This window comes from Bradyrhizobium sp. SK17 (assembly GCF_002831585.1).
Classification (GTDB): Bacteria; Pseudomonadota; Alphaproteobacteria; order Rhizobiales; family Xanthobacteraceae; genus Bradyrhizobium.
Genome location: NZ_CP025113.1, coordinates 4,413,503 through 4,439,717, shown reverse-complemented (window position 1 = coordinate 4,439,717; position 26,215 = coordinate 4,413,503). Strand labels below are relative to the sequence as shown.

Below are 26,215 nucleotides of genomic sequence, written 5' to 3'. Positions count from 1 at the left end.
GATGCTCAGCGATCGAACTGTTCGAGGAATTTGAGGCACGCTTCGGCCAAACGGATCCGTTCGTCCTTGGAGCGCATGATGGTGTCGGTGAGGTGCACCGGGATTTCGATCCGCGCGGCGTCGGACTGATCGACCTGGTCCATCACGAAGCCGTCGAGGAACGGGTAATGCCGGACGATCGAAGCGCAACTGGTCTCGACCCCGAGCTCGCTCATGATCTTGGCGGTCGGTCCCTTGATCGCGCGCCCGCCGACCAGCGGCGAAACGGCAACGATCGGCGCCTTGACTGTCTCCAGTGCCGGAAGCAGGCCTGGAACAGCCAGGATCGGATCGATGCTGAGATACGGATTGGACGGGCATAGGATGATCGCATCGGCGTTCCCGATCGACTGCAACACGGCGTTGGTGGCCGTGCCCCTGCCCGGATTGTCGAACTCTATGCGCTTGACGACCGGCTGCGCCTGCGCGCCGACAAAATAGCGCTGGAACGACATCCTCTCGTCGGCGGTGACGATCATGGTCGCGAACGGATCGTCGCTCATCGGAAGGATTGCCGCGGCGATGTTCAGCCGCTGGGCAAGTTCACGCGTGAAGTCGGTGAGACTGACGCCGGCGCGCAGCGCGCGCGAGCGAACGACGTGCAGCGCGAGATCGCGATCGCCGAGCCTGAACCAGGTTTCGCCACCGAGCCCACCAAGGGCGTCCATGAAGTTCCAGCTCTCGCCTGCCCGGCCCCAGCCGCGCTCTTCGTCGGCGAGTTCGCCAAGCGTGTAGACCACCGTATCCAGGTCAGGTGACACCGACAGGCCGAGATGCTCGAAGTCATCGCCGGTATTGACGACGACGCTGAGCTTGGCGCCGAGCAAGCGGCTGAGACCATAGGCGAGCTTGGCGCCACCAACGCCTCCGCACAGCGCAACGATCTTCTTGTCACCCTGGTTCATCGGAACATGTCCTGGCTCTTGGGTCGCGCGAGCACAGATGCGGACGACGCAGGCCCGGTTAGTTGCAGGCCCCGGACCACAACGACCGGCCGCGCCTCGGCGGCCTGCCCCATCAGCAGCGAAGCCGCGGCGGCTATTTCATCGGCCACGGCGATTTCGGTCATCCGCATCGCACGGCCGAACATGTCGGGGACACCGATCTGGCTCAGCAGCGACGGCACACCGGCCGCGCCGATCGCGACGCCAACCACGCCGTTTCGCCACGGGCGGCCGAAACTGTCATTGATGACGACGCCAAGACCAAGGCCGTCGTCCGGGTCGAGCATGGCTTTGAGCTCACGCGCCGAGCCGTCCGGATCCTTCGGCAGGAGCAGAACCCGCTCCTCTCCGTCGTGGTGTTCGATATTGGACTGGTCGATGCCGGCGTTGGCCATGACGAAGCCGAGCCGATGCGCCGCGATCAGAACGTTCGGCCTGTGCTTGACGATCTCGTCGGATTCGCCGAGCACCACCTCGATGAATCGCGGATCCTTGCCGACCGTCTTCGCAAGCTCGAGCGCGGCCGCCGATGGCTCGATATCGGCGAGGCGGACATAGCGCCCTTCGGATTTCGAGACGATCTTCTGCGCGATGACGAGCACATCGCCTCGCTCGAGGCGCAATGCCATCCCGGTCAAAGCGGCTCGCACGATGACCGCGAGATTGTCCCCTGGACTGACATGCGGGATGCCGTCCAGGGCGATATATTCGACGCGGCCGCCGACAGCCATGGGATCAGGCGACCGATTTCGCGGTCAGGCCGGTGATGCGGATTCCCGCGCCGGGGACCTTGTAGCGACGGTTGATACCGATCAGCACCGACGTCAAGGCTTCGGCCGCCGCCGAATTGGCCAGAACGCCACCATCGATGCCCGCGCTTGCGACCTCATTCGCGAGGCTGATGACAATATCTCGCGCGGCCTTGTCGTCGCCGAACACCAGCACGTCGCAATCCGCTCGCCCGCCCTGATGCAGCTTGGTGGCGCCCACATTGTGGAAAGCCGAGACCACCCGCACGCCCGGACCAAGCAGCTGCTGAGCGATTTGCGCAGCCGAGCCCGCGGAAGGAAGCTGGACCACCGAGACCTTGGGCGGCACCAGCGGGACCGCGGCATCGACCACGATCTTGCCCTGCACCACGTCCTTGACCTCGGTCAGCGTCGCATCATGGCTTGCGAAGGGCACCGCGAGCACCACGATGTCGCCTGCCCTGGCGGCGCCGACATTGTCGTCACCGGCCACCTCGCCCGTCATCGCCTCGGCAACGCTCTTCGCTTTCTCGGCTGATCGCGAACCGAGAACGACCTTGTAGCCGGCCGCAAGCCAGCATTTGGCCAGGCCGGAGCCCAGGTCCCCCGTACCTCCGAGGATGGCGATGGTCGGTTTGTCGGTCATAACACAGGTGCCTTTCAGGATTAGTCCAGGATCATGTCGGTCAGAGGCACAAGCTTGACGCCCGCCTTCTCGAGACCTTCGCGGACGGCGCGCGCTGTCGCGACGCCGGTTGGCTCATCGCCATGCACGCAAAGCGTATGAACCTTGCATGTGATCTTCTTGCCGTTGCGCGAGGTAATGGTGTTGTTCAGCACCATATCGAGCACCTGCTGCGTCGCGACGGCAGCGTCCTTGATGACCGAACCTGGAATTTTCCGTGACGTCAGGTTGCCGTCATCATCGTACTGACGATCGCAGAAGCCCTCGATCGCGACCGGCAGATTGAGGCCGCGGCCGGCCTTCTCCATCTCCGAGCCCGCGAGCGCGACATAGATGATGCGCGGATCGACCGCCTTGATGGCGCGGCCGATGGCGAGTGCGTAGTCCTTGTCCTCTGCGGCCATGTTGTTCAGGGCGCCGTGCGGTTTGAGGTGGGTGACGCGCTCGCCTTCATAGGCCGCCATCGCCTGGAGAGCGCCAATCTGATAGGCGATCATGTATTCGAGATCGTCGGGACGCATGTCGATGCGGCGACGGCCGAAACCCCAGATGTCGTTGAAGCCGGGATGGGCTCCGATCGTGACGCCGAGCCGCTTGGCTTCCCGCACCACATTGCGCATCACGCGCGGATCACCGGCATGGAAGCCGCAGGCGATATTGGCTGAACCAATGACGTTCAGGATGCCCGCATCATCGCCGATGTCGTAGGCACCGAAGCCCTCGGCCATGTCGGCATTGAGATTGATCGAAATCGTCATCCGCTTCTCCTGTCCAAGCGTCCGCGAACCCTATCGTACTATTGTTAGTACGACAATCCCTTTTATGAGAGAAGATGCCTTGCGCCGCGACGGGGCGCTGGTTCGGATTCGATATTGAACTATCATCCCAATGATAGTATGTATCGCCGCGCGTGACAAGTTGCGCCGCTCGGACATATACGCCTGAACGGCTGCCCTAACCGCGCATTCCCTCACCGCAAAGGCTGGTCTGAATGTTCCTGTCGAACGCAAGCCCATCTCACAATCACCCCCTTGATCCGGCGGACGTCGCGACATTGGCACGCGAGCAAGCGAATGAAGTTGAGCGCTTTCTCACCTTCCGGGAGAATCACAAGCCGACACCGCTCCAATCGCTGTCGGCCCTGGCGCGGGAACTCGGCGTCGGTACTGTGCACATCAAGGATGAGTCCTACCGTCTGGGACTCGGCAGCTTCAAGGCACTCGGCGGATCCTACGCGGTCGTCAGGCTACTGCTGGAGATGGCCAGCAGCAAGCTCGGCCGCGCAGTCGACATCAGCGAGATCGGCACACCGGCGGTTCGCGACATCGCGCGGGGCCTGACCGTCGGATGCGCAACCGACGGAAATCATGGCCGCTCCGTTGCCGCAGGCGCCCAGATGGTCGGCGCGAAGGCCGTCATCTTTGTTCACAGCGGTGTCACGGACGAACGCGTCGCGGCCATCTCGCGGTTTGGCGCCGAGATCGTACGCGTCACCGGGACATATGACGACTCGGTCGCCGTGGCCGATCAGACGTGCCGCGACAATGGCTGGATCGTCGTCTCCGATACGTCGTGGCCGGGATACGAGCGCATCCCTGGCCTCGTGATGCAGGGCTACACCGCCATGCTGAATGAAATCCTCCGGGACATGCCGGATCGCCCGTCTCATGTGTTCATCCAGGCCGGCGTCGGGGGCCTTGCCGCGGCAGTCGCCGGGTATTTCGAGATCGTGTTCGGCAAGGACCGGCCGACCTTCGTGGTCGTCGAGCCCGAGCGGGCGGCCTGTCTTTACGAGAGCGCGGTGGCCGGGCACCCCACCAAGATCGCACATGGCGAGCCGACCATCATGGCGATGCTCGAATGTTACGAACCGTCGCTGGTGGCCTGGCGAATCCTGTCGCGCAAGGCCGATGGGTTCATGACTGTCGGCGAGGACGACGCGGCCGAAGCGATGCGCAGTCTCGCGCGCCCTCTGGATCGCGATCCGGCCATCGTCGCCGGCGAAAGCGGAGCGGCCGGGCTTGCCGGGCTCCGCGTGGCAACGAGGGACAAGGCCATCCGCGACAAGCTTGGGCTCGGCCCCGCCTCGCGCGTGCTCCTGATCAACACCGAAGGGGCAACCGATCAGGCGCGTTATACGGAGATCGTCGGATCGTCGCCGGCTACGGTTCTGCAATCGGCGGCCTGATCGCGTCTGACCTGCGACATCCAGATCATGGTGCGATCGTCTGGAATCGCATCATGATCTGATCTGCTTGTTCGAGACGATATTTCCGGAAGAGCGACTTCCTCCCTTCCGGTCCGGGCTCTAGGCCTTGGTGCGCTTCTTGCTCTTTTCCATGAGATCGACGCGAAGCGCGAAGCAGCTGCGGTGATAATGGATATTGGCGACATAGACCGCGATGTTATCGCTGTCCACGAGCACGAGCCGACAATCGGCGGTCGGTTCACCCAATCCGATCTTGAGCAGCTCCGCCGTCTCCGGATCCGCCACGCCGATCGTCACGATCTGATGCGCGTGGACGATTTCGATATCATCCATCTCCATGATCTTGGTGAGCGCGGCCGTATGGGTAAAGCGCTTGCGGTCCTTCACGAAGATATTGCGCGCCAGGTAGAGATTGACAACGGAGAACGGTTCGTCGTCGTTGTACTGCACGCTTCGCAGGAAGGCGTAGCCTTCGGCGGGCTTGCCTTCGTGTGCCGCGAGCTGCGGCGCCGCGACGTTCTCCTCGATATGGACGCGCTTGAGAACGTTGCTCTTCACCGAGTCGACCATCGACTCGAAGTCGTTGGCGAGATTCAGCCAATGACGGTTCTTGGGCCTGCCGGAGACGAAGGTCCCGCGTCCCTGCTGGGCGTCGAGGAGACCTTCACTGCGCAGCATCTCGATCGCCTGCCGGATCGTGACCCTCGCCACGCCGAACTCGCCTTCAAGCTCCTCGATGGTCGAGATCTTGTCGCCTTCCTGCCAGTGGCCGGTCTCGACACGTTGGCGCATGACGGATGCCACCTGGACATACAAGGGGACGCGGCTGCGATCGTAATTTGGGACTAGCTTATTCATGTCAGTAAGATAGTCCCTTTTCTCGCTCAAAGCGAGCTTTATCGGCGAATGCGCCTCACTTGCGCCTGAACAACCACCCGAAGGCACGTTTGACATAGTCCAGTGCCATTGTTCGCATCAACGCACCGGCATCGAATTCCTTAACGATGGTGGGCTCGTCACCCGTCCCGCCTTCCGCCCGATGCGAAAGCTTCGCTTCGAGATTCTGCACGAAGACCGCGATGATCCGACCGGCAACATCCTGAATTAATCCCGAACGGCTGAACTGAGCCAGGGCACCGGTCAGGGTGAAGCCGATGGTCAAGTCGACCTTGGTTTGGTCCGGAGCCTCGCCTTGCTTCACGGAGTAGCCGATCAATCCGCGGGTTGACGAGTTGCTTCGCTTGTCCTTGCCGGCACCAACGATCGTGCCGGAGCGCGTGGCATCGTCGCGTGTCACGTCTGCGACGCCCTGGAATTCGGCGGAGATCGGTCCAACCTTGATCTTGATTTGCCCATTCACATGGCCATCGACGGGCTCGCCGGCAAGAGATGCTCCCGGCAAACAGGAGGCAACGGCCCCGATATTGGCGAAGAAGTCCCACACCAGACCGACCGGATGCGCGACCGTGAAGCTCTCGGTGAAGCTGGTTTGCGGCTTCCAGTTCGTGTCCTTCAACGATGCGGCGGCGACAGGCGCTGCCTGAGCATTCCCGACCTGAGGAGCATCTACCAGCTTTGCCGGCGCAACGGCAGTGGCGGCGACGGCGGCGGCGTGACCGGACCCCGAGGGTCCGAGCCGGGTCCGGTTGCCGTTCGGAATGGCCGCGATCCCGCGCGCCCGCCGTTCCCTCACTACCTGCTGGATCGCGCGGACGATGCCAACATATCCGGTGCAGCGACAGAGATTGCCGCTCATCGCGATGCGGATGTCGTGCTCGGTCGGTGCATCCATGCGCAGCACGACGTCCCGCGCCGAGACGATCATGCCCGGCGTGCAGTAACCGCACTGCAGGCCGTGCTCCCTGGTGAAGGCGGCGCGCAGCTCGCGCGTGATCTCGTCTTCATCCAAGCCCTCGATCGTCGTGACCTCGGCCTGCTGGCAAGCGACGGCGAAAGTGATGCAAGAGCGCGTCGGCACGCCATCGACCAGCAACGTGCAGGCGCCGCAAACGCCGTGCTCGCATCCAAGATGGGTGCCGGTCAGGTTGAGCTTCTCGCGCAGGAAATCGGCGAGATGCGTTCGAGGCTGGATGTCCGCGCTGACGGACTTTCCGTTGACGTTGATACTCAGCATGTTCATTGCGGCCGCGCCTGCTCGAGCGCGCGACGAAGCGCTGCGATGTGGGTCTTCCTGTCGAGAGCGTCTTCCATACCGGCCTTTTCGAGTATCTCGCCTACCGCGCAATCGTTGAAGTGCTCGCCGGGACGCTCCGCACGTCCATCGCCAATGACGTTGGCGGCTTCAGTAATGACGATGGGCCGGCTCTCCGTCGCGCCGATCACGGCCCGGCTCACGCCACGATCCGGATCGGTGAGGAAGGATCCGATCGCGTGAGCGAACTCACCGGTCTTGCGGCAGCTCTTGAAATAGCCCCAGCGCGCCGATCTTCCGAGTTTGGGTATCCTTACGTGAACGAGCACCTCTCCCGGCCGTATGTCGGCTTCCAGAGCGCCGAGCATGTAGTCCTCGACGGCAAGCGTGCGTTCGCCGTTCGGACCGCGCAGGACGACTTTTGCGCCCAGCGCTGCCAGAATGGAGTGCCAGTCCGCCGACGGATCCGCATGGGTCAAGCTGCCGCCAATCGTGCCGCGATTGCGAACGGCTCGATAGGCAATTCCGTTCGCGACCGTCGGCAGCGCGCCCCGGGTGAAATCCGGAACGCGCTGGTCCTCGATATCGGCATGGGTGATGCAGGCGCCGATCCTGATCTCGTCGGATTTCTCCTCGACGCGGCGCAACTCCTCCACGCCGGTGAGGTCGACGATGAGATCGGGCTGCACCAGGCGCAGGTTCAGCATCGGACCCAACGACTGGCTGCCCGCCATCATCTTGACGGTCCGGCTATCGTCGGAGACCAGCTTGATGACCGCATCGACCCCATCGGGGCGCGCATAGTCGAAATTGACTGGCTTCACGCCGGCAATCCTTCCGCCAGTTCGGGACGCTTCGCCTTGCGCGATTCGGTTGCGGCCTGGATCGCTTCGAGCACACGGCGCGGCGTCATCGGTGTGTGCAGAAGCTGTGCCCCAAGCGGACGCAAGGCGTCGTTGACGGCGTTGCCGATCGCTCCGGGTGGCGCGATCGCTCCGCCTTCGCCAATGCCCTTGACGCCAAATTCCGTGTACGGCGCCAACGTCTCCATGTGACCGACTTTCGGCGCCGGCACCTCGGTCGGCCCGGGCAGCAGATAGTCGGCGAAGGTCGATGCAAGCGGTTGCCCCGAAGTGTCGAAATTCATCTCCTCGTACATCGCGGTGCCGATCCCCTGCGCAAGGCCACCGTAGATCTGGCCGTCCACCACCATCGGGTTGATGAGCTGGCCGCCATCCTCCACGATCACATAGTCGAGCAGCTCGATGTCGCCGAGCTCGGGATCGACCGCGACGACCGCAATGTGGGTCGCGTAGCTGAAGGTGCCGGAATCCCTCGCCGGCTTGTAGCCGATGGTCACTTCCAGCCCGCGCGGATCGACCGACGCTGGAAGGTCTTGCGGCCGGCGGTACCAGGTGTGGGCGATCGCGTCGATCGTCACGCTGTTCGACGGACCGATGACCGATCCGTTCTCGAGCCTGACATTGGCGACGTCGGTCTGCAGCAAATGAGCGCCGATGCCCTTCACGAGCTTGGCAAGCTCGCGCGAGGCGGTCGCGACGGCGCCACCGGACATCACGGCGCAGCGCGATCCCCAGCTGCCCGTCGAGTACGGCGTGTATTCGGTATCGCCGTGCACCAGCTTGATCCGCGCGATGTCGATGCCGAGGATTTCGTTCGCGACCTGCGGCAGCGTGGTCTCCATGCTCTGACCATGCGAATGCGCGCCGATACGAAGCTCGAGGCCACCGTCCGGCGTCATGCGCGCGGTCGCCTGCTCATGGCCCGGAACCATCGGAATGCCCCAGCCTGCATAGACCGAGGTGCCGTGGGCGCCCTGCTCGCAGTAAACCGACAGACCGACGCCGATCAACCGGCCATCGGGCTCGCCCTTCTTCTGCCGGGCGCGAAGGCCGGCAAGGTCGATCTTGTCGAGCGCCTGCCGCAGCGATTCCGGATAGTCGCCGCTGTCGAAATGCTTCTTGGTGATGTTGTCGAACGGCATCTGCTCGGGGCGCACGAGATTCTTCAGCCTCACCTCGTAGGGTTCGAGGCCACACTCATGCGCGATCGCATCCATCATCAGCTCGATCGCGTAGCAGACGCCGGTGCGCGCCACGCCACGATATGGCAGGATGGGGCATTTGTTGGTCGAGACCGACCAGGTGCGGCAACGATACGACGGGAAATCGTACGGTCCAGGCAGGATGCTGGCGATCTGCGCCGCTTCGAGGCAGGCCGAGAACGGATACGACGAATACGCGCCGGAATCGACCGAGGCTTCGCACTCGACGCCGCGCAGCTTGCCGTCGCGATCGGCGTAGACAGTGATGTTGTAATGGTGCTCACGGCAATTCGCACCTGCGGTCAGATGCTCGCGGCGATCCTCGATCCAGCGCACCGGATAGCCGCAGCGCATCGCAAGCCAGCCGAGACAGACATCCTCCGTGAGCACGATCCCCTTGTAGCCGAACCCGCCGCCGACATCCGGCGAAACGATCCGGATCTTCAGCTGTTCGAGATTGAGGCATTCCGACAGACCGTTGCGCACGATATGCGGCTGCTGGTTCCCGGTGTACAGCACCAGCTGGTCCATCCGCTTGTGCCAAACGGCGACCGTTCCCCGGCCTTCCATGGGCGCCATGCTCTGGCGCGCGGTCGAGATTTCGCGCGTGATCTTGATCGGCGCGTCGTAGGCCGCTTCCATGTTGATGTCGACGAACGTCTCGAGAAAAACGTTGTCACCCCACTCCTCGTGCACCAGGGCGGAATCGGGACGCCGCGCGAGCAGCATGTCGTGGACCGCCGGCAGCTCCTCGAAATCGACTTCGACCGCGGCAGCGATATCCTCGGCTTCCGCGCGGGTATCGGCAACGCACATCGCGATCAGTTCGCCGACCTGGCGGACCTTTTCATAAGCAAGGATCGGTTGGTCCGACGGCTTGAATCCCGGCAGACCAGAGACGGCGCGGATCGGGCGCGTGTCGGCCGCCAGATCGGACGCAATGAACACGCTGTCGCGAAGATGCGGCGGGATGCGGATGTCCTTGATGCGCGCATGCGCAAGCGGGCTGCGAACGAACGCGACATCGCGCATGCCGGGCAGGCGAATATCGCCGACATACTCGCCTCGCCCGCGGAGAAAGCGATCGTCCTCCTTGCGGGGAATCGAAGCTCCTACGCCTTGCCTCGCCATTCCGTGCACCTCTTTGCCGTATGTGAACTTCTGTTCCTTCCTCTCCGAGGAAGCAGAATTCATCTTATTGTTGATATGATAGCATCAATTGACGAAAGCGTCGAGTCTGACAGCGCGCTCCCGGGAGCAGCAAGTCGCACTTTCCAGGCGTTTGCAACATCCCAAAAAAGAAGGAGGCCCAACCAGGGCCTCCTTCGGAATTCTGCTCGCCCTGGCCGCTATTTCGGGGAGTTGCACCAGTCGTAGATGCTCAAGGCCATGACCTTGATCGCCGTGAGATAATCGTCGATCGAGACGTACTCGTCATTGGCATGCATCACGGCCGTCGAGCCGGGCCCGAAAATCACCGTCGGCGTGTCGGCGTATTTGTTGAGGAAGCGGGTGTCGGCGGCGCCTTGACGCCCCGAGATCGTCGGCGGCTTGCCGGTGATCTCGGTGTAGACGTTGCAGACCGTCTGGACGATCGGATGCTTGACCGGAATCTCGGAAGCTTCCGCATCGTAACCGACGAATTTGACCACCGGCGGATGATCCTTCATCCAGGGATCGCTGGCCGCGAGCTCTGCGATCTTCTTGACCAGGCTCTGCTTGACCGCTTCGTGATCCTCGCTCGGAACGGTGCCGATCGAGCCCTTCAGGACGGCACTGGCCGGGAATGCGCTCGGATAGTTTCCGGCCTGGAAGCTGCCGATGATGCAGGGAAGCGAGTCAATGGCGCTCGGATAGAGCCCATGCGTGACCGTCGCAACGCGCTCGTCTTCGAGTTCCTGCACCGCCTTGACGATCTTGTTGCCAAGCTCGATGGCGCTGATGCCGAGATAGCGTTGCTGGATGCCGGCCGGCTTGCCCTCGACGTCGATCTGGAACCAGATGCGACCAATGCACGCAGGCTGCACGAACAGGTCGCTGGTCTCTCCCGAGATGCCGGCGTCGGCCTTGTAGCCGCGGATCACCGTGTCGAGCGTGCCGTGACCGCTGACCTCCTCGTCGATGACGATGTTGATCATGACATCGCCCTTGGGCGTGAGCCCGAGCTCCTTGAGATACTGCACCGCGAGGACATGGCTCGCGACGCCGCTCTTCATGTCGCAGGACCCGCGACCATAGATGCGCCCGTTCTTGATCGATGCGGACCAGGGATTGTCGCTCCAGCCTTCGCCATTGCCGACCGGAATCACGTCGGTGTGCCCGTTGAGCAACAGCGAGCGGCCGCCGCCCGTACCCTTCAGCGTGGCCACGATGTTGGGACGATTCTCGTAGCCGCGATCGACTGGGCGGTAGCCCGGATGCTTCTTGAGCTGCTCCCAGTCGGTCTCCCACATGTCGACCTCGAGGCCGATGTTGGTGAGATAGCCGTGCATGTGCTTCTGGATCGCGGCCTCGTCGCCGGTCACGCTGGGGATCGCCACCATATCCTGAAGGAACTTGATGGCGTGATCCTTCGACGCATCGACCTTGTCGAGGATCTTCTTTCGTACGGGATCGGTCATCTCTTTTGCCTTTTCTTGCTTGTCGCCGGGACCGTTACTTGGCGCGCAGCCGCGGAATGATCTCGCGTGCGATCGTCTCGACCTGATCGGCCTGATACTTGTAGGGAACGAAGATGATCTTCTGCACGCCCATCGCGATGTGCTCACGCAGCTGCGCGACGCATTCGTCGACCGAACCCATGATGGCGCTCTCGCGGCTGCAATCGCTATGCGCCGGGAAGTCCCATTCCTTGTTGAGCCAATCCATCATGTCGGCCTCGACCGCCTGCCGCGACTTGCCGATCATGATCGGCAGCTGGGACGCGTTCAGGAGTTTGGACGGGTCCTTGCCGCCCTCCTTGGCGAAGTTGACGATCTTGTCCCAGGACTTCTTGAAGTCGGCCGGACGATAGAAATAGGTCAACCAGCCGTCACCGTTGACGGCGGCGCGCTTGAGCACCGGATCGGCATAGCCGCCGATCAGCAGCGGGATCTGCGGCTGCGCCGGCTTCGGATACATCACGGCCTTCGAGATGTTGTGGCGCATGTATTCGCCGCTGACCGACGCCTCCGTCCAGAGCCGCCGCATGATCTCGAGGTTCTCGTCCATGATCTTGCCGCGCTTCTCGAAGGGAATGCCGAGCGCGTCGAACTCCCGCTTGTACCAGCCCGACGCCATTCCCATGATCAGGCGACCGTCGGACAGTTGGTCCATGCTCGACAGTTGCTTGGCGAGCGCGACCGCGTTGCGCAGCGGCAGCACGAGGATGCCGGTGCCCATCTTGATCCGCTTGGTGCGCGCCGCAATGCCGGTGAGCGCCGTCAGCGAATCGATGATCGGAAAGTTCGGCTCGACGCCGAGCAGCATGTGGTCCCACACCCAGACCGAATCGTAGCCCAGTTCCTCAACCCGCACGCCGTACTCGACGAGGGCACGCGCGTTCGGCATTTCGGGATAGGCGGTGAAGTTGCGGGCGGCGATACCAAACGTGTTGGCAAGGGTCATCGATATATCTCCGGAACTTGGGCTTAGGCCGTGAAAAGACGTTCGGGGTCGAGAATGCGCAGCGTCTCGAGCTCGTGATCGGTGGGGGCGACGTGACGTGGAGCTTCTCGTCGAAGTCCAGCCTGAAGCCGGTATTGTCCTGAACCTCTTCGCGGCTGACGCCGGGGTTGAGCGCCAGCACCTTGATGCGACGCGTGCGGTCATCGAAGCCGAAGATCGCAAGCTCGGTGATGACGCGCCACATCCCGCCGCTCGGCAGGCCGGAGTCTCGCCGGCTGGTGCCGCCGCGGATGAAACCGGGGCTGGTGATGAAGTCGACATGTTCGACGAAACGACGCTTCTCGTGCTTCATCGCGACGATCATGTTGGTCAGGCTCGAGATGTCGTTGCCGCCGCCGGTGCCGGGCAGACGGGTCTTCGGGTTGGCCGGATCGCCGATGAAGGACGAATTCAGGTTGCCGAACTGGTCGATCTGCGCGCCGCCCATGAAGCCGACGTCGACATAGCCGCGCTGCAGCAGCAGCAGCACGTCGGCGCTGCCGAGCACCATGTTGGCGCGCTTGGTACAACGCTGGTCGTTGGTGGACGGTGGCAGCTTGCCGGGCTCGACGAACGCGCCGATGACGCCGCCTTCGAACAGGATGGTCAGCGCGGGACAGCGCGTGCGCTGCGCCAGGGTTGCCGCCAGCAGCGGCACGCCGATGCCGGCGAAGACAACCTGGCCGTCCGTCAGCTGGCGTGCGCTGAGGATCGCGAGAATCTCGCTCGCCGTGTAGCGTTGGGCTTCAGTCATTGTAGATGCTCCTGCCCTTCTGCGTCGCCTCGAGCAGTTCATCCATGCCGATCAGGGCGAGATATTCGTTCCAGGATTTCGGGCTGTAGAAATAACGGTCGAGATATTCCTGCATGCCTTTCACGGGATCTCCGTTGACTTGCGCCACGTAGGCTTCCATGTGGCGCATCATCGGCTCATAGACGCCGTAGCACTCGTGCGGCGCGGACCCGTAGGGGACCTCGACGACCGCATCGACGCAGAAGAACGGGATCTTGGTCTGGTCGGGAGCGCGACGAATCTGATCGTTCGAGACGATGCGCTCGGTGGTCAGGATCACGCTGTTCGCAGCGAGCGCGAGATCGATGTCCATGAACTGCAGACCGTCGATCTGGGCATTGCCATAGGCGTCGCAACGCTGGACATGAATCAGCGCGACATCGGGATTGAGCGCCGGGACCAGCAAGACCTTCTCGCCGGTGAACGGACAGTCCATCTGCTTGGCTTCTGGACGCTGGTCCATGATGTTGGATCCGAGCATGGCGCGGGTCGGCAGGAACGGCACGCCCATGCCGCCGGCGCGAAACCGCATGCCGATCGCCATATGGCTCCATTCCTCGTAGGCTTTGTCGCCCTTCTCCACGTGATGGCGCATCACCTTGGAAAGACCCCAAAGGATGCCCTGGGCGAACCAGCTGGTGACGACGCGGTTGGCAATCCCCGATCCGAAGGCGAGATCGCCGTCGGTCGACACGATGCATCGCGAGATCGAGAGGTCCTTGCGATGCTGCCGGATCAGTTCCCAAAGCAGCGCCATCGGCGTACGCGACATGGTCGAGCCGCCGACGCCGACTTTCATGCCGTCCTGGACGAATCGAGCGGCCTCTTCGAGGGAGACAACCTTTTCGCGCAAACTCCGGTCGCGCCGCGACATGTTCTCTCGGAGCCGGTCATACGGCTCCACCAGGGTATCCGGCAAAACAACCTCCTTGTCGGGGAAACCGGTAGCGGTCGAGGGCTCGGTCGCGAGCCTCACTAATTGAGCCTATCGTACTAATGTTAGGCTCATACGACAAGTGGAAATTTTGGTTTCCCGCCAACTGGAGCTGCCGCCCCTAAAATCAAGGCCTGCGAGGAACGCGAGCCAAGTGGGCCTTGAGCGCCCTGGCCCGAATGCCGATGCCTGCTCTGCAAAACTGGATGGGAGTCCTGCCTCGGGACACGACCCGGCCCGAGCCAGCGCAACGCGCTTGCATCGATCGGTATCGGCGCAGCACTCGTCATGGAAAAGCTGCTGCCATTATTTTTGGCTTCGCTGCTCAACCGATGACCGGCGCGCGCCGCATCAGGGGCGATTGCGAACGTCCTGCTGCGCGGAGTTGTGCTGATCGCTGATCAGTTCGCGGAGCGCGATCGGTACAGGCTAACCTTTGGCATGGATCATGCCTGCAAAGACCCATGCAGTTTGCATTTGAGCCTGCGCTCCCCCCTCAGGACGCCCTGCGGCACGTGGCCCGCGTTGCCGTGCGGCGGAGGCCATGCCGTGCACTCTGCCCAACCGAACAATCAAGTGACCAGGCGGCACATAATGGACCACTATCTGTCATCGACACCGCAGAACCTGCATTGGGGTTCACGGGACCGACCGCAGGATCCTGTGATCAGCATCGCTTCCGGCGACCGCGTCACGATCGAAACGCTACCTGCCGAACCGGATGAGATGCCTGGCGTACCCGCTGACGTCACCGCCGTCGCGACGCAAGGCAGTTCGCCCGTGGCTCCGCGATTGCTGACCGGTCCCGTCCATATTCGGGATGCCGAGCCTGGCGATGTGCTGGAAGTGCGCATTCTCGATATTCGGCTACGGGCGGATTGGGGCTGGAACATGCAGATTCCCGCCGCCAATTCATTGGATTTCTGCCGACAATATGTGGCGCTCGACCGGGCCCGCAATGTCGCGCGATTGCCATGGGGACGCGAACTCACGCTCTCGCCCTGCTTCGGCAATTTCAGCGTCGCTCCGCCAAGCGACTGGGATCGACGCCCGTTCAGCGGTCATCTCGATGACGAAGACCTCGGCATCGGCAGCGCTGCGTTCTTTCCCGTCTTCGTCAGAGGCGCCCTGTTCTCTGCGGGCCACGGCCACGCGCTGCTGGAGGACGGCGATGTCCATCTGAGCGCGATCGAAACGGCGCTCGCCGGCACCTTCGAGTTCCACGTCCATCGAAACTTACGCCTGTCGGCGCCACGCTTCGAGGCAAGCCGAACCGTTGGAGGTTGCGGCTGGTCGACCGTCGCGCTGCGACATTAGAGATCGACGAAGACCGCCGCGTCTAGTTTTGCCGCAACACCCAATCGACGATGCCGGCAGCCTCGACAGGAACCTTCGTCTTCCATAGCGCGATGGGGGCTTCCGCGCCCTTCTTGAGCGCGGCGATCACCGCGGCCGGCGCAGGATCCGCGATCGTGACACCGTTTTCGCGCATCCGTGCATAGTTCTCCGTCGTCCGGGTCGCGAGCAGCTCGAATTGGCTGGCCTCGGTTTCCGCTGCGGCCTGTAGCACCTCATCCTGGACTTGCTTCGGCAGCGCGTCGAACGCCTCCGCGCTGACGAAGGCGATCGAAATCGGAATCGCGTAGTTGATCGGGGTAAAGTATGCGAGATCATCCCACAGCTTCTTTCCTGCCCCGCCGTCGCCAGACGTCAGGATGGCATTGAGCTGATGGCTCTTCACTTTCGCAACAGCTTCATTGAACGGCAGGTACTCCGCCGTGGCGCCGGCTGAGCGCAGCACCTGCGCCGAATTGTTGTCGTAGGTTCGCACCGCGAGTGTGCGCAGATCATCCGCACTTGCGATCGGACGGCTGCTCCAAAGCCCCGTGGAAGGCCAGATCGTGATGTAGAGCAGCCGCAAGCCGCGCCGGGCAAGCGCCCGTTCGTAGAGCGGACGGGCGCGGCCATTTGCGGCCTTTGCCGCATCGACGGATTGCACGGCGAACGGAAGTGAGGCCAGGCCAAAAAGAGCGTCGGACGCCTCGAGCGGACCGGCGAATGCGTCGCCGCCGGTAATCCGACGGTCCTCGACCGCCTGGAACATCTTCGCCGATCCGATCTTGAGCTGATCGTCAAAGGTGTTGGCAATCGTGACGCTTGCGTTTGTTCGGAGCGAAACCAACCGCGCAAAGGTCGTCAAACCCACGCCTGAGATATTGCTCTCGGGGTATTCGGTCGCAAATCGCCAGGCGACCTGCGCGGACGACGGGGCGGGGGCGAGCCATGTCGCAGTGAAGGCGACAAGGGCCAAAGCGAGGAACTTCAAGGTTAGCCAAGGCATGTACCGCCTTGCCCGTCCTGAACTCGCGGCATGCCGCGACGTCGCCGCGCCAAGCTGGTCTTTCATCTGCGAGCACCCCATGCGAAAATTGGACGGCAAGTCATTGCAGCGCTCCGGCCAACAATGTCGTTCGACACGGCAGGCCGAACCAGCAACAGAGCTTCATGCCCCGATTGCGACCGATAGATCAAGCCATGCTTGACTGCGCGTTGACGGCCATCATGTCCTTGTGCGGCCAAGGACGCGCTTCGCCCGGAGTGGCCAACGACCATCTCTCGCGCTTCCAGCAAGACAATTACAACGCGAACTGCCACAAAACTGCAATGGTATCGATGCTATCGTTCATACGCAGCTCACGCGACAGAAACTGCAATGAATGTCCGCAGTGCGTCATCTCCCATGTATCAGTCTTGCTTTCGACATCTTGTCGTGACGGCGGCGGCAATCTTCTGCTCCGCAGCGAATGCAGCTGAATTTACCATCGTCAACGCTTCCAACACGCCATTGCAGCACCTCTACGTGTCACCATGCGGAGCCGCGCATTGGGGACCAGACCAGTTCACCGAGGCGCTGCCGCCGTCACGGTTCTACACCGTCTCCAGCATCGCACCCGGCTGCTATGACATTCAATTCGTGGTTGCACCCTGGAACAATTGTGTGATTGCAGGGGCGTCCCTTCGCCGCCGCGAGGTCTGGAAGGTAACGCAGTGGACAGTGTTCGGGTCGCAGAGCGGAGACTGCTCGCATGTCGCGGGCTACGTTCCGGCACACCGGCATCCCTGGACCTGGCAACCATCATCAGCATCGTCGGACATGAAGAGAGATTGACGTGGCAAAGGTGCTGGTGACCGGCGGCGCCGGATTTCTTGGCTCACATTTGTGCGAGCGGCTCGTCGAACAGAGTCACGACGTGCTTTGCGTGGACAACTATTTCACCGGCAGCAGGGGCAACATCGCGCACCTGATCGGCAATCCCCGATTTGAGGTGATGCGTCACGACGTGACTTTCCCGCTCTATGTCGAAGTGGACCAGATCTACAATCTGGCCTGTCCTGCCTCCCCGATCCACTACCAGTTCGACCCGGTCCAGACCACCAAGACCAGCGTCCATGGCGCCATCAACATGCTTGGGCTCGCCAAGCGCGTGAAGGCAAAGATCCTCCAGGCCTCGACCTCCGAAGTCTACGGCGATCCCGAGATCCATCCGCAGGTCGAGTCCTACTGGGGTCACGTCAACCCGATCGGGCTGCGTTCTTGCTACGACGAAGGCAAGCGTTGCGCCGAGACCTTGTTCTTCGACTATTGGCGCCAGCACGGGCTGCGGATCAAGGTTGTGCGGATCTTCAACACTTACGGCCCGCGGATGCATCCCAATGACGGCCGTGTCGTGTCGAATTTCATTGTTCAGGCGCTAGCGGGCAATGACATCACGATCTACGGCGATGGCAGCCAGACCCGCAGCTTTTGCTATGTCGATGACCTCATCGAAGCCATGATCCGGACCATGAACACGCCGAACGACTTCACGGGGCCGATCAACATCGGCAATCCGCGCGAGTTCAACATCCGCCAACTGGCCGAACAGGTGATCGCGATGACCGGATCGCGCAGCAAGCTCGTGTTCGCCCCGCTGCCGTCGGACGATCCGCGTCAAAGGCAGCCGGATATTTCATTGGCCCGCTCGGTTCTCGGTTGGGAACCGACCATTCATCTCAACCATGGCCTCGAGAAGACCATCGACTACTTCCGTGGTCAGCTGAGAGCGGCAGCGGAATAGCGTCGACGCGGGACTGGACCGCTCACGCCGTCTTGCGACGCCAGAAGGCGTGCACCGTCAAATTGACTTTCAATACCGCATCGCCGGCCGTGCGCTCGGCGGATCCGCCGGGCTGGGCCAGCAGGGCGTCGACAAAGACATAAGGGACGCCGCTTTCAAGCCGATAGAGCAGCGACTGCAAGGCAGGAAGCGTCGCATTGAAAGAAATTTGGAGCCTGATCGCATCGGTCTTGTCGTCGCGATCGGCGGGAACTCCGGACGCGACCAGCACCGCGCGCTGGCTTGCGACCAGGTCGGACAAATAGGCCTGGAACTGCGCTGTGGCGAGCCCGCTGGTCGGCGCATCGAGGAACGCCGCCGCGGGAGCGGCCCGGTTCTGCGCCTGCACGCGGCGGCTTGGTGCGGACTTCGATCGCGCCTCGAGGGCTGCGAGCTGGTCACGCTGCTCGGTCAGGTGCTGCAATGCGTCGGCGCGCGACCCGAGCGCTCCCACCACGGTGACCGCGCAGACCATCAGCAGCGCGCAGAAGCCGCCGACCGCGAAGAGTTGATCCCGGTTGAAACTACTGACAACGCCGAGATTGAACTTCAGCTTCAGCACGTTCATTCCCCATCGATCCTGACGTGCGGCTCGACGCGCGCCTCGATATGGAACACGAAGCGTGCGCCATCGGCGTTGCGTGTCGTCGGCGCAAAGAAATGCACATCCTTGAAGTGCCCCGACTGCTCAAGCGGCGCGATCAGCGACGGTGCGTCGCCGGCCAGGCCGACGATGCGCAGCGTCGAGCCATCCATGTTCAATTCGGTGAGATAAGACGTCTCCGGCAGCGCGCGCGACAGCGCCTCGACGACCACCACCGCGACTGGCGACGTCTCCTTCAGGGCATGCGCCCGTTCGGGCGGTGCGAGCGCGGCGATCGACTCCCGTGACGAACTGCCTCTGATCTGACGCTGCAACGCCGCAAGGCGCGATCCGACCTCATCGCTTTCGCTGTCGGCGGATGCCGCAGTCATGAAAGCCCAGACATTCACGACCACGGTCAGGCAGACTGCCACCGCCATCAGGCCGCCGACGGCGCTCCGCACCCTGGAAAGGCTGGCGTCGGTGGCGTCGGCAAGCCGTGACCACAATGTGATCTCGGGAGCGGCGTCGGTCCCGCCATTTCCCGCGACGACACGATCGACACGTAACCCCAGCGCGCCGAGCTGTTTGCAGGCGTCGTCGAGCGCCGCGCGCGAGGTGAGGAGAACCCGCACGTTGAGAGTGCTCGCATCGCTGCTCACCACGTTGAAGCCATGGACCGCCTGGTTCGCGCGCCATGGGAATAGCCGCTCGATCTGATTGCGGACGATGCCCGGCAGCAGATCACGTGCCTGGGCTGGTACACTCAGCGAGCGCGAGACGATTTCGGAACCTGGAAGCTCGAGAATGACGAACGATCCTTGCGCGGCTCGCACGACGTCGTCCGGCAGCGTTGCGCCGCCGGGTCCGGTCGCAGACTTCGTCCTTTGCGCTCGCCTGGCGTCTTCGAGGACCCATTCGCCGCTTTCCCGCGTGACTCTGATGGAGTGTCGAGCGCGGCGCCGCTCCTGCCAGCCCAGCCATAGCCGGGCCAGAATGTCGATCCAGCGCCTCATGATCGCGTCGATGCTCATGGACGAGGCTCCAGCGATGCGACGAATCCAGTCCTGGCGAATGGCGACACCGGGGTCCAGGCAAGAACCCGGTAAGGTTGCTTGTCGTCGCGGAGCAGCACGATGTAGGCTTTCGCCGCGGCGGTGTACCCGTCAGTCGTGCTCGCGATCAGGTCCGCCGCGACGACATTGTTCTGCTGCACCTTCAGGTATTTCTGCGCCGGGCCGAGAACGAATGCGAGACGATCCGGATCGACGAACGGCGTGTTGCGCATGTCGAGAAAGGCTTCAAGCCGCGACGCATCGAAGGACGGCAGCGCCCGCAGCACCGCAACCGGCGCGGTGAGCGGGTTGATGGTTTCGCTGCCGAACACCGTGATCAGCGGCGCCATCGCCGCGATCCATTCCGGCTGCATGCCGGGAATATCGGCGAGCTGCCTGATGTCGGTGAATGGCATTGTGCCGGCGGCCGCCGGCGGCTGCTCGGCCTTGCCGGCCGGCGTCGGCGATTTCGCCGCATCGTCCAGCCGTGGCTGCGTCACCGTTTCGCGACGCGCGACGATCCGTTGCGCAACGATTCGCGCATCCTCGTCCTCGGCGCCGACATATCGCAGCAGCGATGTCAGCAGCTCGACCGGAGCCTTTCCGATATCGATGCGGCCGCCCTCGTCCGTCACCGTCACCCGCACCGATCCGGTCGGAAATGCCAGCGTGACGCTGCGCTCGGTGAGCAGGCCGCCTCGCAGCGCCGCGACGATACCGGCAGCCCCTTCGAGCCCCGCCGTCAGCAGCGCACCGCCCTGCACCCGATCCCGATCAATCCGGACAATCCCAGCCAGGCTGCGAAAGGTCGTGGATGTCGCCATGACGAGCGCGGAACATAGCGCTATCGCCCATAGCACGACGAGCAATACCATGCCGCGTTGCGAGCGCCGACTGCTCATCCACGCCCTCCCGCCGGCGCATCCTTCGCCGGCTCGGTCTGTTTCGGCGCCGCCGGCTTGCCGGACACACATTCAGCGCCGGCCTCGCCCTGGGCACAGCCGATCGGCGCGTCGGCGCGCAGCACGAACTGAACGCCGCGTAGCAGATCTGCTCCACTCGCGCGGTCACGGATGTTGAGCCGCACCAATCGCGGCAGGATTGGTCGCCCGCTCCAGGTCTCGTTCCAGGACAGCGTTCCATCCGCATCAAGGCTTCCGAACGTAAAACTCATGTCGACCTGCCCTTCGATCAACTGGACGGGATCGCCGAGCGTGACGCTCGCGAATGCGGTGCGCTCCCCCAACGACCGCGCGCGGCGCCGGACCAGATGGCTGACCCCGTCGGTCTCCTCGACCTGCAAGCTGACCACTTCTTCGCCCTGGTTTCCGCTGCCGGTGATGAACCTCACCTGGGCAGCGTCGCCATTGAAGGCGACAGTCGTATCGGCGCCGGTGCCGGACTGACGCACCTGACGGGCCGACCCAAGGTCTGCCGCAATGCGGTCGACAGCGAGCAGCAGTTGATCGGCTTTCCCCACCAACCCGGTTCTGCGGTCGAAATTGAGTGCAACGTTGTTGATCAGCATCGCGGTCGCGGCAATCACAGCCGACCCGATAGCCAGCGCGGCGAGCATTTCGATCAGGGTAAAGCCGTGTGTCGTGCGGACGCCGGACTGAATGGCCACCATCATTCGTCAGCTCCCAAACCGAGCCGCAGGCTGTCGGCGCTTACCATTTGCCCGGGAGCCCACGACACGGTCGCAACGAGATGGAATGCGATCCAATTTGGACGCTTGGTGGCAGGCTGCCTGTTCTTGTCTGCCGGGACGGGTGTGGCTTCCTCGCGCTGCGGGACCATGGCATCGACAAACATCGGCTCGGCTGCGATCGACCACCGCAGCCCACCCGTCTCGCCCTCGCGCGGTCCGTTGGCGAGACCCGAACGATCGAACGGCGCATCGAGGATCGTGCGCAACAACATCTGCGCGGCGATCCGGTCATCGATCTTGTCGGCAATGCGGCGCGCGTAAAACAGATGCGGCCCGACCACAGACACGAAGGCCAGCAGCAGCGCCAGCGCCACCAGCGCCTCGATCAGCGTAAACCCGGCGCGCGTCTTGCGCGAGTCAGGGCAGATCGACCGCAACACGGCCGTTGTACCAGTTGACGTCGACCTCATAGCGTACATTCTCCCACGAGAACTTCAGGATCGCGCCAGTCGATGCGCCATCGGGCTCGAACCGGACCACCGCCCGTCGTCCCGACCAGAGCTCGTCGACGCCGACCACATCGACCACGACATCGCGCGGAATCGCGACAGCCCCGCTCGGCCCCACGATCGTTCGCGTATTCCCATCGAGCGACACCCGGCGGCTTTGTCCGGTGAGAACGGCGGCAAGCCGCTCGCGGCGCAGCAAGGCCGCCGTTTGCAGCGTCAATGCCTTCAACTTGCCACGCCCGGTGCCGGGGACCATGGCCACCACCAGCGAAGCCAACATCGCAATGATCAGCATCACCGCCATCATCTCGATCAGGGTGAAGCCGGCACATGAACCCGCGGTTCGCGTTGGCGCCATCAGCTGTTCCTACATCGCGAGTTCGGTGATGCTGAGCAGCGCGCTCATGATCGACACCACCAGCGTCCCGATGCCGATACTGACCGCGATGATGGTGATGGGTCCGATCGCGCCCATCAACCGGTCAAGCCCGATCGCAAGCCGCTGCTCGTAGAGCTCCGCGGCGTGCTGTGCGATCGCCGACAGGTCACCGGTTTCGTCACCGACCCGGAGCATGCGCACCGCGAGCGGCGGCACCAGGTCGCTCTCGGCGAGTGCCTCGATGAAGCGGCGGCCGTTGCGCACCTGCTCATGCACCCGCTCGACCGCGGCCGCGTAACGGGGCTCGGTGATGATATCGCGCAGGATCTTGAGCGCGGTAGGGAGCGCGACGCCGTTCTCGACCAGAAGCCCCAGCGTACCGATGAAGCGCGCGGTGCGACGGTCGTGCATCGGCCCGGACACGCCGGGAATGGTCACCAGCACCTCCATCACCCGCGCCCGTGCCGCCGGCTGGCGCAAGATGAACCAGCCGAGCAGCAGCGCCGCGGTGCAGGAGCCAAGAAAAGTATTGAGGTTGGCGCGCAGCCAGGTCGACATCGTGAGCGCAAAGGCGGCGCCCGAATTGAGCCGGCCGCGCAATTCCGAGAACACCGACTCGAACTGTGGAACCACGTAGAGCAGGAAGAAGAACAGGATCACCAGCGCCGATCCGACGAGGAACAACGGATAGCGGATCGCTCCCGATATCCGTTGCGACAGCTGCTCGCGCCGCGTCCGGTCCTGGACGATCGCCCGCAACACCACTTCGAGCTTGCCGGAGGCTTCGCCGGCACGCACCATCGCGATATAGATCGGCTCAATGACCTGGTTATAGCGCTCCAGCGCCTCGGCAAAGCCGTCGCCGCCCGAGACTGCCGAGCGCAACCCGCCGGCAAAGCGAGCCACCGCCTTGTTGGTGTCTTCCTCCAGGGTCTGCAACGCGGCCTCGAGCGTCAACCCCGAGCGGAGCAGCAAAGCGAGCAGTCGAAGAAAGGTAGTCAGCTCGCGCTGCTTGGGCAGGCTTCCACTGGAAATGCCGGCGCGAAGCACGTTGCGGCCCGCGACCTCCGCCTCGACCGGCAGATGGCCGAGATATTCGATCCGCCGCAACACCTCCTCGCGGGAGGGCGCCTCGACGTCGCCGAGAATGATCTCGCCGGCCTTGGTCAATGCCCGGTAGCGGTAGTGCGGCATGATCCACCTACAGACTCGTGGTCAGGCGGAAGATTTCATCGAGCGTGGTCTGGCCGGCGCGCAGCTTTTCGATGCCGTCCTCGGTCATCGACGTCATCCCCGCAGCCCGCGCCACGGCCTCGAGCTCGGAGGCATCGGTCTTCGGCCCGATTGCCCGTCGCACGGCCGGACCAATCTCCATGATCTCGAACACGCCCTTGCGCCCGCGGAACCCGGTCGAGCCGCACCAGTCGCAGCCCTTGGGACGACAGACCACCTCGCCCGCCGCAATCCCGAGCGCGGCATAACGCTCGTCGGCAGCCACGTCCGCGGCTGACAATCGGTAGCTCTCTTTGCAATGGTCGCACAGGATCCGTACCAGCCGCTGCGCCACGATGACCCGCGCGCACGACGCGAGCAGGAAGCTCTCGATGCCCATGTCGATCAGTCGCGTGATCGCGCCCGCCGCGGTGTTGGTGTGTAATGTCGTCAGGACGAGATGCCCGGTCAGCGCGGCATGGACGCCGATATGAGCGGTCTCGGAATCGCGCATTTCACCGACCATGATGACGTCGGGATCGAGCCGCATGAACGAGCGCAACGCCGACGCAAAGGTCAATCCGATCCCGGGATGCACCTGGGTCTGCGTGATGCCGGGAATCTGGTACTCGACCGGATCCTCCACGGTCAGGATCTTGCGGGTCGCCTCATTGATGACCGCCAGCGACGCCGCGAGCGTCGTGGTCTTGCCCGATCCAGTCGGTCCGGTGACGATGACCATGCCATAGGGCGCCTGCAACGCCTTGCGCAGAATCGATTCGTTGCGCGCGCTGAGGCCGATCTGGTCGATCGAGACCAACCCTGCTCCCTTGCGCAACAACCGAATGACGGCGCATTCGCCGTGCATCGTGGGCATGGTCGCGACGCGCAAATCGATCTCGTTGCCGCTGACCACGATATGGGCACGCCCGTCCTGCGCCAGCCGACGTTCGGTGATGTTAAGGCCGGCCATGATCTTGAGGCGCGACAAGATTCCCTTCGCCATGCTGATCGGCGGCGCCGCCACATGCTTCAGCATGCCGTCAACGCGCAATCGCACCTGCAACGCATTCCCCGCCGGCTCAATGTGGAGATCCGTCGCCCGCTGCTCGACAGCGAGGCGCAACAAGTCATCCAGCGCCCGTACCACCGGCGCACCGCGCGCAAGGTCGCGCAGATTGTCGAGGTTGTCCTCGCCCGCGCTCGCGCCGGCTTCCTGAGCATCGCTGGGCTGCTCCGCCTCGAGCCGCAATGCAAGCGCCGCCTCCAGGTCTTCGGCGGTCGCCACCGCGAGCGCGACCGGTCGGCGCAACACCAGCTCGACCGCCCGCACGGTCTCGTCATCGATCGGAACGACCACCGCAAGGCGCAACTTTCCGGCTGCGCTTTCATACGGAAACAGCCGCTCCTCCTTGAGAAAGCGGGTCGACATCTCGCCGCCGGCGAAGCGCCCATCCACCAGATCGTCGCGACGGGCACGATCACATCGATAGAAGCTTGCGAGTTCGTCCGCCAGCGCCGAGGGGGTCAGTTTCGTGACTGCGCTCCAATCGACATTGCCTGCCGATCCGTCGGCGTTGCGGGTCCGACCGGCGATGTCTTCCTTCTGCCCGTCGCGCAACGCGCCCTTGCCGGCAAGATAAGTCATGAAGTCGATCGGCGGCGTGGCAGCCGTATTGCTTTCACGCACTGCTATGGCTGCCCCTCGATCGACCAGGCTCGTTCCGCTGGTCGAGGCATGATGTCCGACGCTGTGAGCCTGCTGATCCATCACATGTCACCTGCCGTCGCCCAACGGCAACCGCTGTGCCAGCACCGTAGTTTCATCGCCCAGCGGGGCCCGCGGCGCGTGATCCCGCTGGCCGAACGGACCTCGACGCCGAAATGCGACTCCGGACATCCGCGCGTTGCGATCGAGACAGATCGCGCAATGCGCCAACGCCTGCTTGAGCTCAACCTGCACCGTCCGAACGCTGACGCCAAAGCGCTCCGCGACGAGCCTCAGCGGCGCATCTTCAACGCATATCGCCATGAATATCTCGCGACGCCGGGCCGGTAACTCCTCGATGGAGCGCTTGAGCGCGTTGATCTCCGAACGCGCCTCGATGATCCGGTCCGGACCCGGCGTTTCGTCCGGTAGATCGAACAGCGGGTCCGCTTCGCGCACCACGCGGCGCCGCCGCTCCGCCACCCGACGATTGCTGATGGCGCTCATCGCCACGCGGAACAGATATGCATGGAGGTCGCGAACGGGTCCGATTCCATCCGCATTGCTCAAGCGCAGAAACGTGTCCTGCAAGGCTTCGTTGGCAAGATCGGCCGATCCGGCCCGACGCGTCAAACGTTGTTTGAGGTCGTCGTAACTTGCGACGAGGAGTGTGAGCAACGCCGCTCGAGTGGTGTCGCTCATTCCAGGGACCCCATCCCCAACCGCGGCATTTGAGACGCTTCCAT

At 63.4% G+C, this 26,215-nt stretch carries 24 protein-coding genes and 1 pseudogene; 3 read left to right on the top strand and 22 right to left on the bottom strand.

Going from position 1 to position 26,215, the window contains the following annotated elements; genetic code table 11:
- Positions 1-5 precede the first annotated feature (5 nt).
- Genes cofD through CWS35_RS20175 form a run of 4 tightly spaced genes read right to left on the bottom strand, consistent with a single transcriptional unit; the run spans position 6 to position 3,175 of the window.
- Positions 6-944: a 2-phospho-L-lactate transferase gene (cofD, locus tag CWS35_RS20190; RefSeq protein ID WP_024585170.1), complete on the bottom strand. Its 939-nt coding sequence runs from the start codon at positions 942-944 to the stop codon at positions 6-8.
- Complete coding sequence (gene cofE, locus CWS35_RS20185) at positions 941-1,714, bottom strand: coenzyme F420-0:L-glutamate ligase (protein ID WP_024585171.1); 774 nt, start codon at positions 1,712-1,714, stop codon at positions 941-943. The genes cofD and cofE overlap by 4 nt, the downstream gene beginning before the upstream one ends.
- A gap of 4 nt (positions 1,715-1,718) precedes the next feature.
- Positions 1,719-2,378, bottom strand: coding sequence for an NADPH-dependent F420 reductase (gene npdG / locus CWS35_RS20180; RefSeq protein ID WP_024585172.1), 660 nt, complete (start codon positions 2,376-2,378; stop codon positions 1,719-1,721).
- 20 nt (positions 2,379-2,398) lie between these two features.
- Positions 2,399-3,175, bottom strand: coding sequence for a LamB/YcsF family protein (locus tag CWS35_RS20175; protein ID WP_024585173.1), 777 nt, complete (start codon positions 3,173-3,175; stop codon positions 2,399-2,401).
- Between the two features lie 233 nt (positions 3,176-3,408).
- Between CWS35_RS20175 and CWS35_RS20170 the strand changes: the two genes are divergently transcribed.
- Positions 3,409-4,605 carry a diaminopropionate ammonia-lyase gene (locus CWS35_RS20170; protein WP_024585174.1) on the top strand — a complete coding sequence of 399 codons (1,197 nt, stop codon included), beginning with the start codon at positions 3,409-3,411 and terminating at the stop codon, positions 4,603-4,605.
- 120 nt (positions 4,606-4,725) lie between these two features.
- Here the strand turns inward: CWS35_RS20170 and CWS35_RS20165 are convergent, their stop codons facing one another.
- From CWS35_RS20165 to CWS35_RS20130, 8 genes and pseudogenes are all read right to left on the bottom strand, one after another.
- A complete protein-coding gene (locus CWS35_RS20165) occupies positions 4,726-5,484 on the bottom strand; it encodes a GntR family transcriptional regulator (protein WP_024585175.1) in 759 nt (252 codons plus the stop codon).
- 55 nt (positions 5,485-5,539) lie between these two features.
- Positions 5,540-6,766: a 2Fe-2S iron-sulfur cluster-binding protein gene (locus CWS35_RS20160; protein WP_024585176.1), complete on the bottom strand. Its 1,227-nt coding sequence runs from the start codon at positions 6,764-6,766 to the stop codon at positions 5,540-5,542.
- Positions 6,763-7,602: a xanthine dehydrogenase family protein subunit M gene (locus tag CWS35_RS20155; protein WP_024585177.1), complete on the bottom strand. Its 840-nt coding sequence runs from the start codon at positions 7,600-7,602 to the stop codon at positions 6,763-6,765. The genes CWS35_RS20160 and CWS35_RS20155 overlap by 4 nt, the downstream gene beginning before the upstream one ends.
- Positions 7,599-9,974, bottom strand: coding sequence for a xanthine dehydrogenase family protein molybdopterin-binding subunit (locus CWS35_RS20150; protein WP_100956537.1), 2,376 nt, complete (start codon positions 9,972-9,974; stop codon positions 7,599-7,601). The genes CWS35_RS20155 and CWS35_RS20150 overlap by 4 nt, the downstream gene beginning before the upstream one ends.
- 218 nt (positions 9,975-10,192) lie before the next feature.
- The gene (locus tag CWS35_RS20145; RefSeq protein ID WP_100953364.1) at positions 10,193-11,464 is read right to left on the bottom strand and encodes an ArgE/DapE family deacylase; all 1,272 of its coding nucleotides are present in this window, start codon (positions 11,462-11,464) and stop codon (positions 10,193-10,195) included.
- A 34-nt stretch (positions 11,465-11,498) separates the two neighbouring features.
- A complete protein-coding gene (locus tag CWS35_RS20140; protein WP_024585180.1) occupies positions 11,499-12,449 on the bottom strand; it encodes an LLM class flavin-dependent oxidoreductase in 951 nt (316 codons plus the stop codon).
- Positions 12,450-12,472: 23 nt separating this feature from the next.
- A pseudogene (locus tag CWS35_RS20135) lies at positions 12,473-13,242 on the bottom strand (CoA-transferase subunit beta).
- A complete protein-coding gene (locus CWS35_RS20130; RefSeq protein ID WP_100956535.1) occupies positions 13,235-14,155 on the bottom strand; it encodes a CoA transferase subunit A in 921 nt (306 codons plus the stop codon). The pseudogene CWS35_RS20135 and the gene CWS35_RS20130 overlap by 8 nt, the downstream one beginning before the upstream one ends.
- Positions 14,156-14,692: 537 nt before the next feature.
- Between CWS35_RS20130 and CWS35_RS20125 the strand changes: the two genes are divergently transcribed.
- Positions 14,693-15,532, top strand: a complete 840-nt coding sequence (locus CWS35_RS20125; RefSeq protein ID WP_245438592.1) for an acetamidase/formamidase family protein — start codon at positions 14,693-14,695, stop codon at positions 15,530-15,532.
- A 22-nt stretch (positions 15,533-15,554) separates the two neighbouring features.
- On the opposite strand, the gene CWS35_RS20120 is transcribed toward CWS35_RS20125, so the two are convergent.
- Positions 15,555-16,556 carry a TRAP transporter substrate-binding protein gene (locus CWS35_RS20120; RefSeq protein WP_100953360.1) on the bottom strand — a complete coding sequence of 334 codons (1,002 nt, stop codon included), beginning with the start codon at positions 16,554-16,556 and terminating at the stop codon, positions 15,555-15,557.
- A gap of 823 nt (positions 16,557-17,379) precedes the next feature.
- On the opposite strand from CWS35_RS20120, the gene CWS35_RS20115 reads away from it, so the two are divergent.
- The gene (locus tag CWS35_RS20115; protein ID WP_100953358.1) at positions 17,380-18,333 is read left to right on the top strand and encodes a UDP-glucuronic acid decarboxylase family protein; all 954 of its coding nucleotides are present in this window, start codon (positions 17,380-17,382) and stop codon (positions 18,331-18,333) included.
- A 22-nt stretch (positions 18,334-18,355) separates the two neighbouring features.
- Here CWS35_RS20115 and gspM read toward each other — a convergent pair whose 3' ends face one another.
- From gspM to CWS35_RS20070, 9 genes are all read right to left on the bottom strand, one after another.
- Positions 18,356-18,940, bottom strand: a complete 585-nt coding sequence (gspM, locus tag CWS35_RS20110; RefSeq protein WP_100953356.1) for a type II secretion system protein GspM — start codon at positions 18,938-18,940, stop codon at positions 18,356-18,358.
- Positions 18,937-19,989: a PilN domain-containing protein gene (locus tag CWS35_RS20105; RefSeq protein WP_100953354.1), complete on the bottom strand. Its 1,053-nt coding sequence runs from the start codon at positions 19,987-19,989 to the stop codon at positions 18,937-18,939. Before CWS35_RS20105 ends, gspM begins: the two co-directional genes overlap by 4 nt.
- Entirely contained in the window at positions 19,986-20,912 is a 927-nt protein-coding gene (locus tag CWS35_RS20100; RefSeq protein ID WP_100953352.1) for a general secretion pathway protein GspK, read from the bottom strand. Before CWS35_RS20100 ends, CWS35_RS20105 begins: the two co-directional genes overlap by 4 nt.
- Complete coding sequence (locus CWS35_RS20095) at positions 20,909-21,643, bottom strand: type II secretion system protein J (RefSeq protein ID WP_100953350.1); 735 nt, start codon at positions 21,641-21,643, stop codon at positions 20,909-20,911. The genes CWS35_RS20100 and CWS35_RS20095 overlap by 4 nt, the downstream gene beginning before the upstream one ends.
- On the bottom strand, positions 21,640-22,101 hold the full coding sequence (locus CWS35_RS20090; protein ID WP_024585190.1) for a prepilin-type N-terminal cleavage/methylation domain-containing protein: 462 nt from the start codon (positions 22,099-22,101) through the stop codon (positions 21,640-21,642). The genes CWS35_RS20095 and CWS35_RS20090 overlap by 4 nt, the downstream gene beginning before the upstream one ends.
- Positions 22,079-22,528 carry a prepilin-type N-terminal cleavage/methylation domain-containing protein gene (locus CWS35_RS20085; protein WP_024585191.1) on the bottom strand — a complete coding sequence of 150 codons (450 nt, stop codon included), beginning with the start codon at positions 22,526-22,528 and terminating at the stop codon, positions 22,079-22,081. Before CWS35_RS20085 ends, CWS35_RS20090 begins: the two co-directional genes overlap by 23 nt.
- Before the next feature lie 9 nt (positions 22,529-22,537).
- Entirely contained in the window at positions 22,538-23,743 is a 1,206-nt protein-coding gene (locus tag CWS35_RS20080; protein WP_024585192.1) for a type II secretion system F family protein, read from the bottom strand.
- 7 nt (positions 23,744-23,750) lie between these two features.
- Positions 23,751-25,409 carry a GspE/PulE family protein gene (locus tag CWS35_RS20075; RefSeq protein WP_371682876.1) on the bottom strand — a complete coding sequence of 553 codons (1,659 nt, stop codon included), beginning with the start codon at positions 25,407-25,409 and terminating at the stop codon, positions 23,751-23,753.
- Positions 25,410-25,538: 129 nt separating this feature from the next.
- Complete coding sequence (locus CWS35_RS20070; RefSeq protein WP_024585194.1) at positions 25,539-26,171, bottom strand: RNA polymerase sigma factor; 633 nt, start codon at positions 26,169-26,171, stop codon at positions 25,539-25,541.
- Between the last annotated feature and the right edge of the window lie 44 nt (positions 26,172-26,215).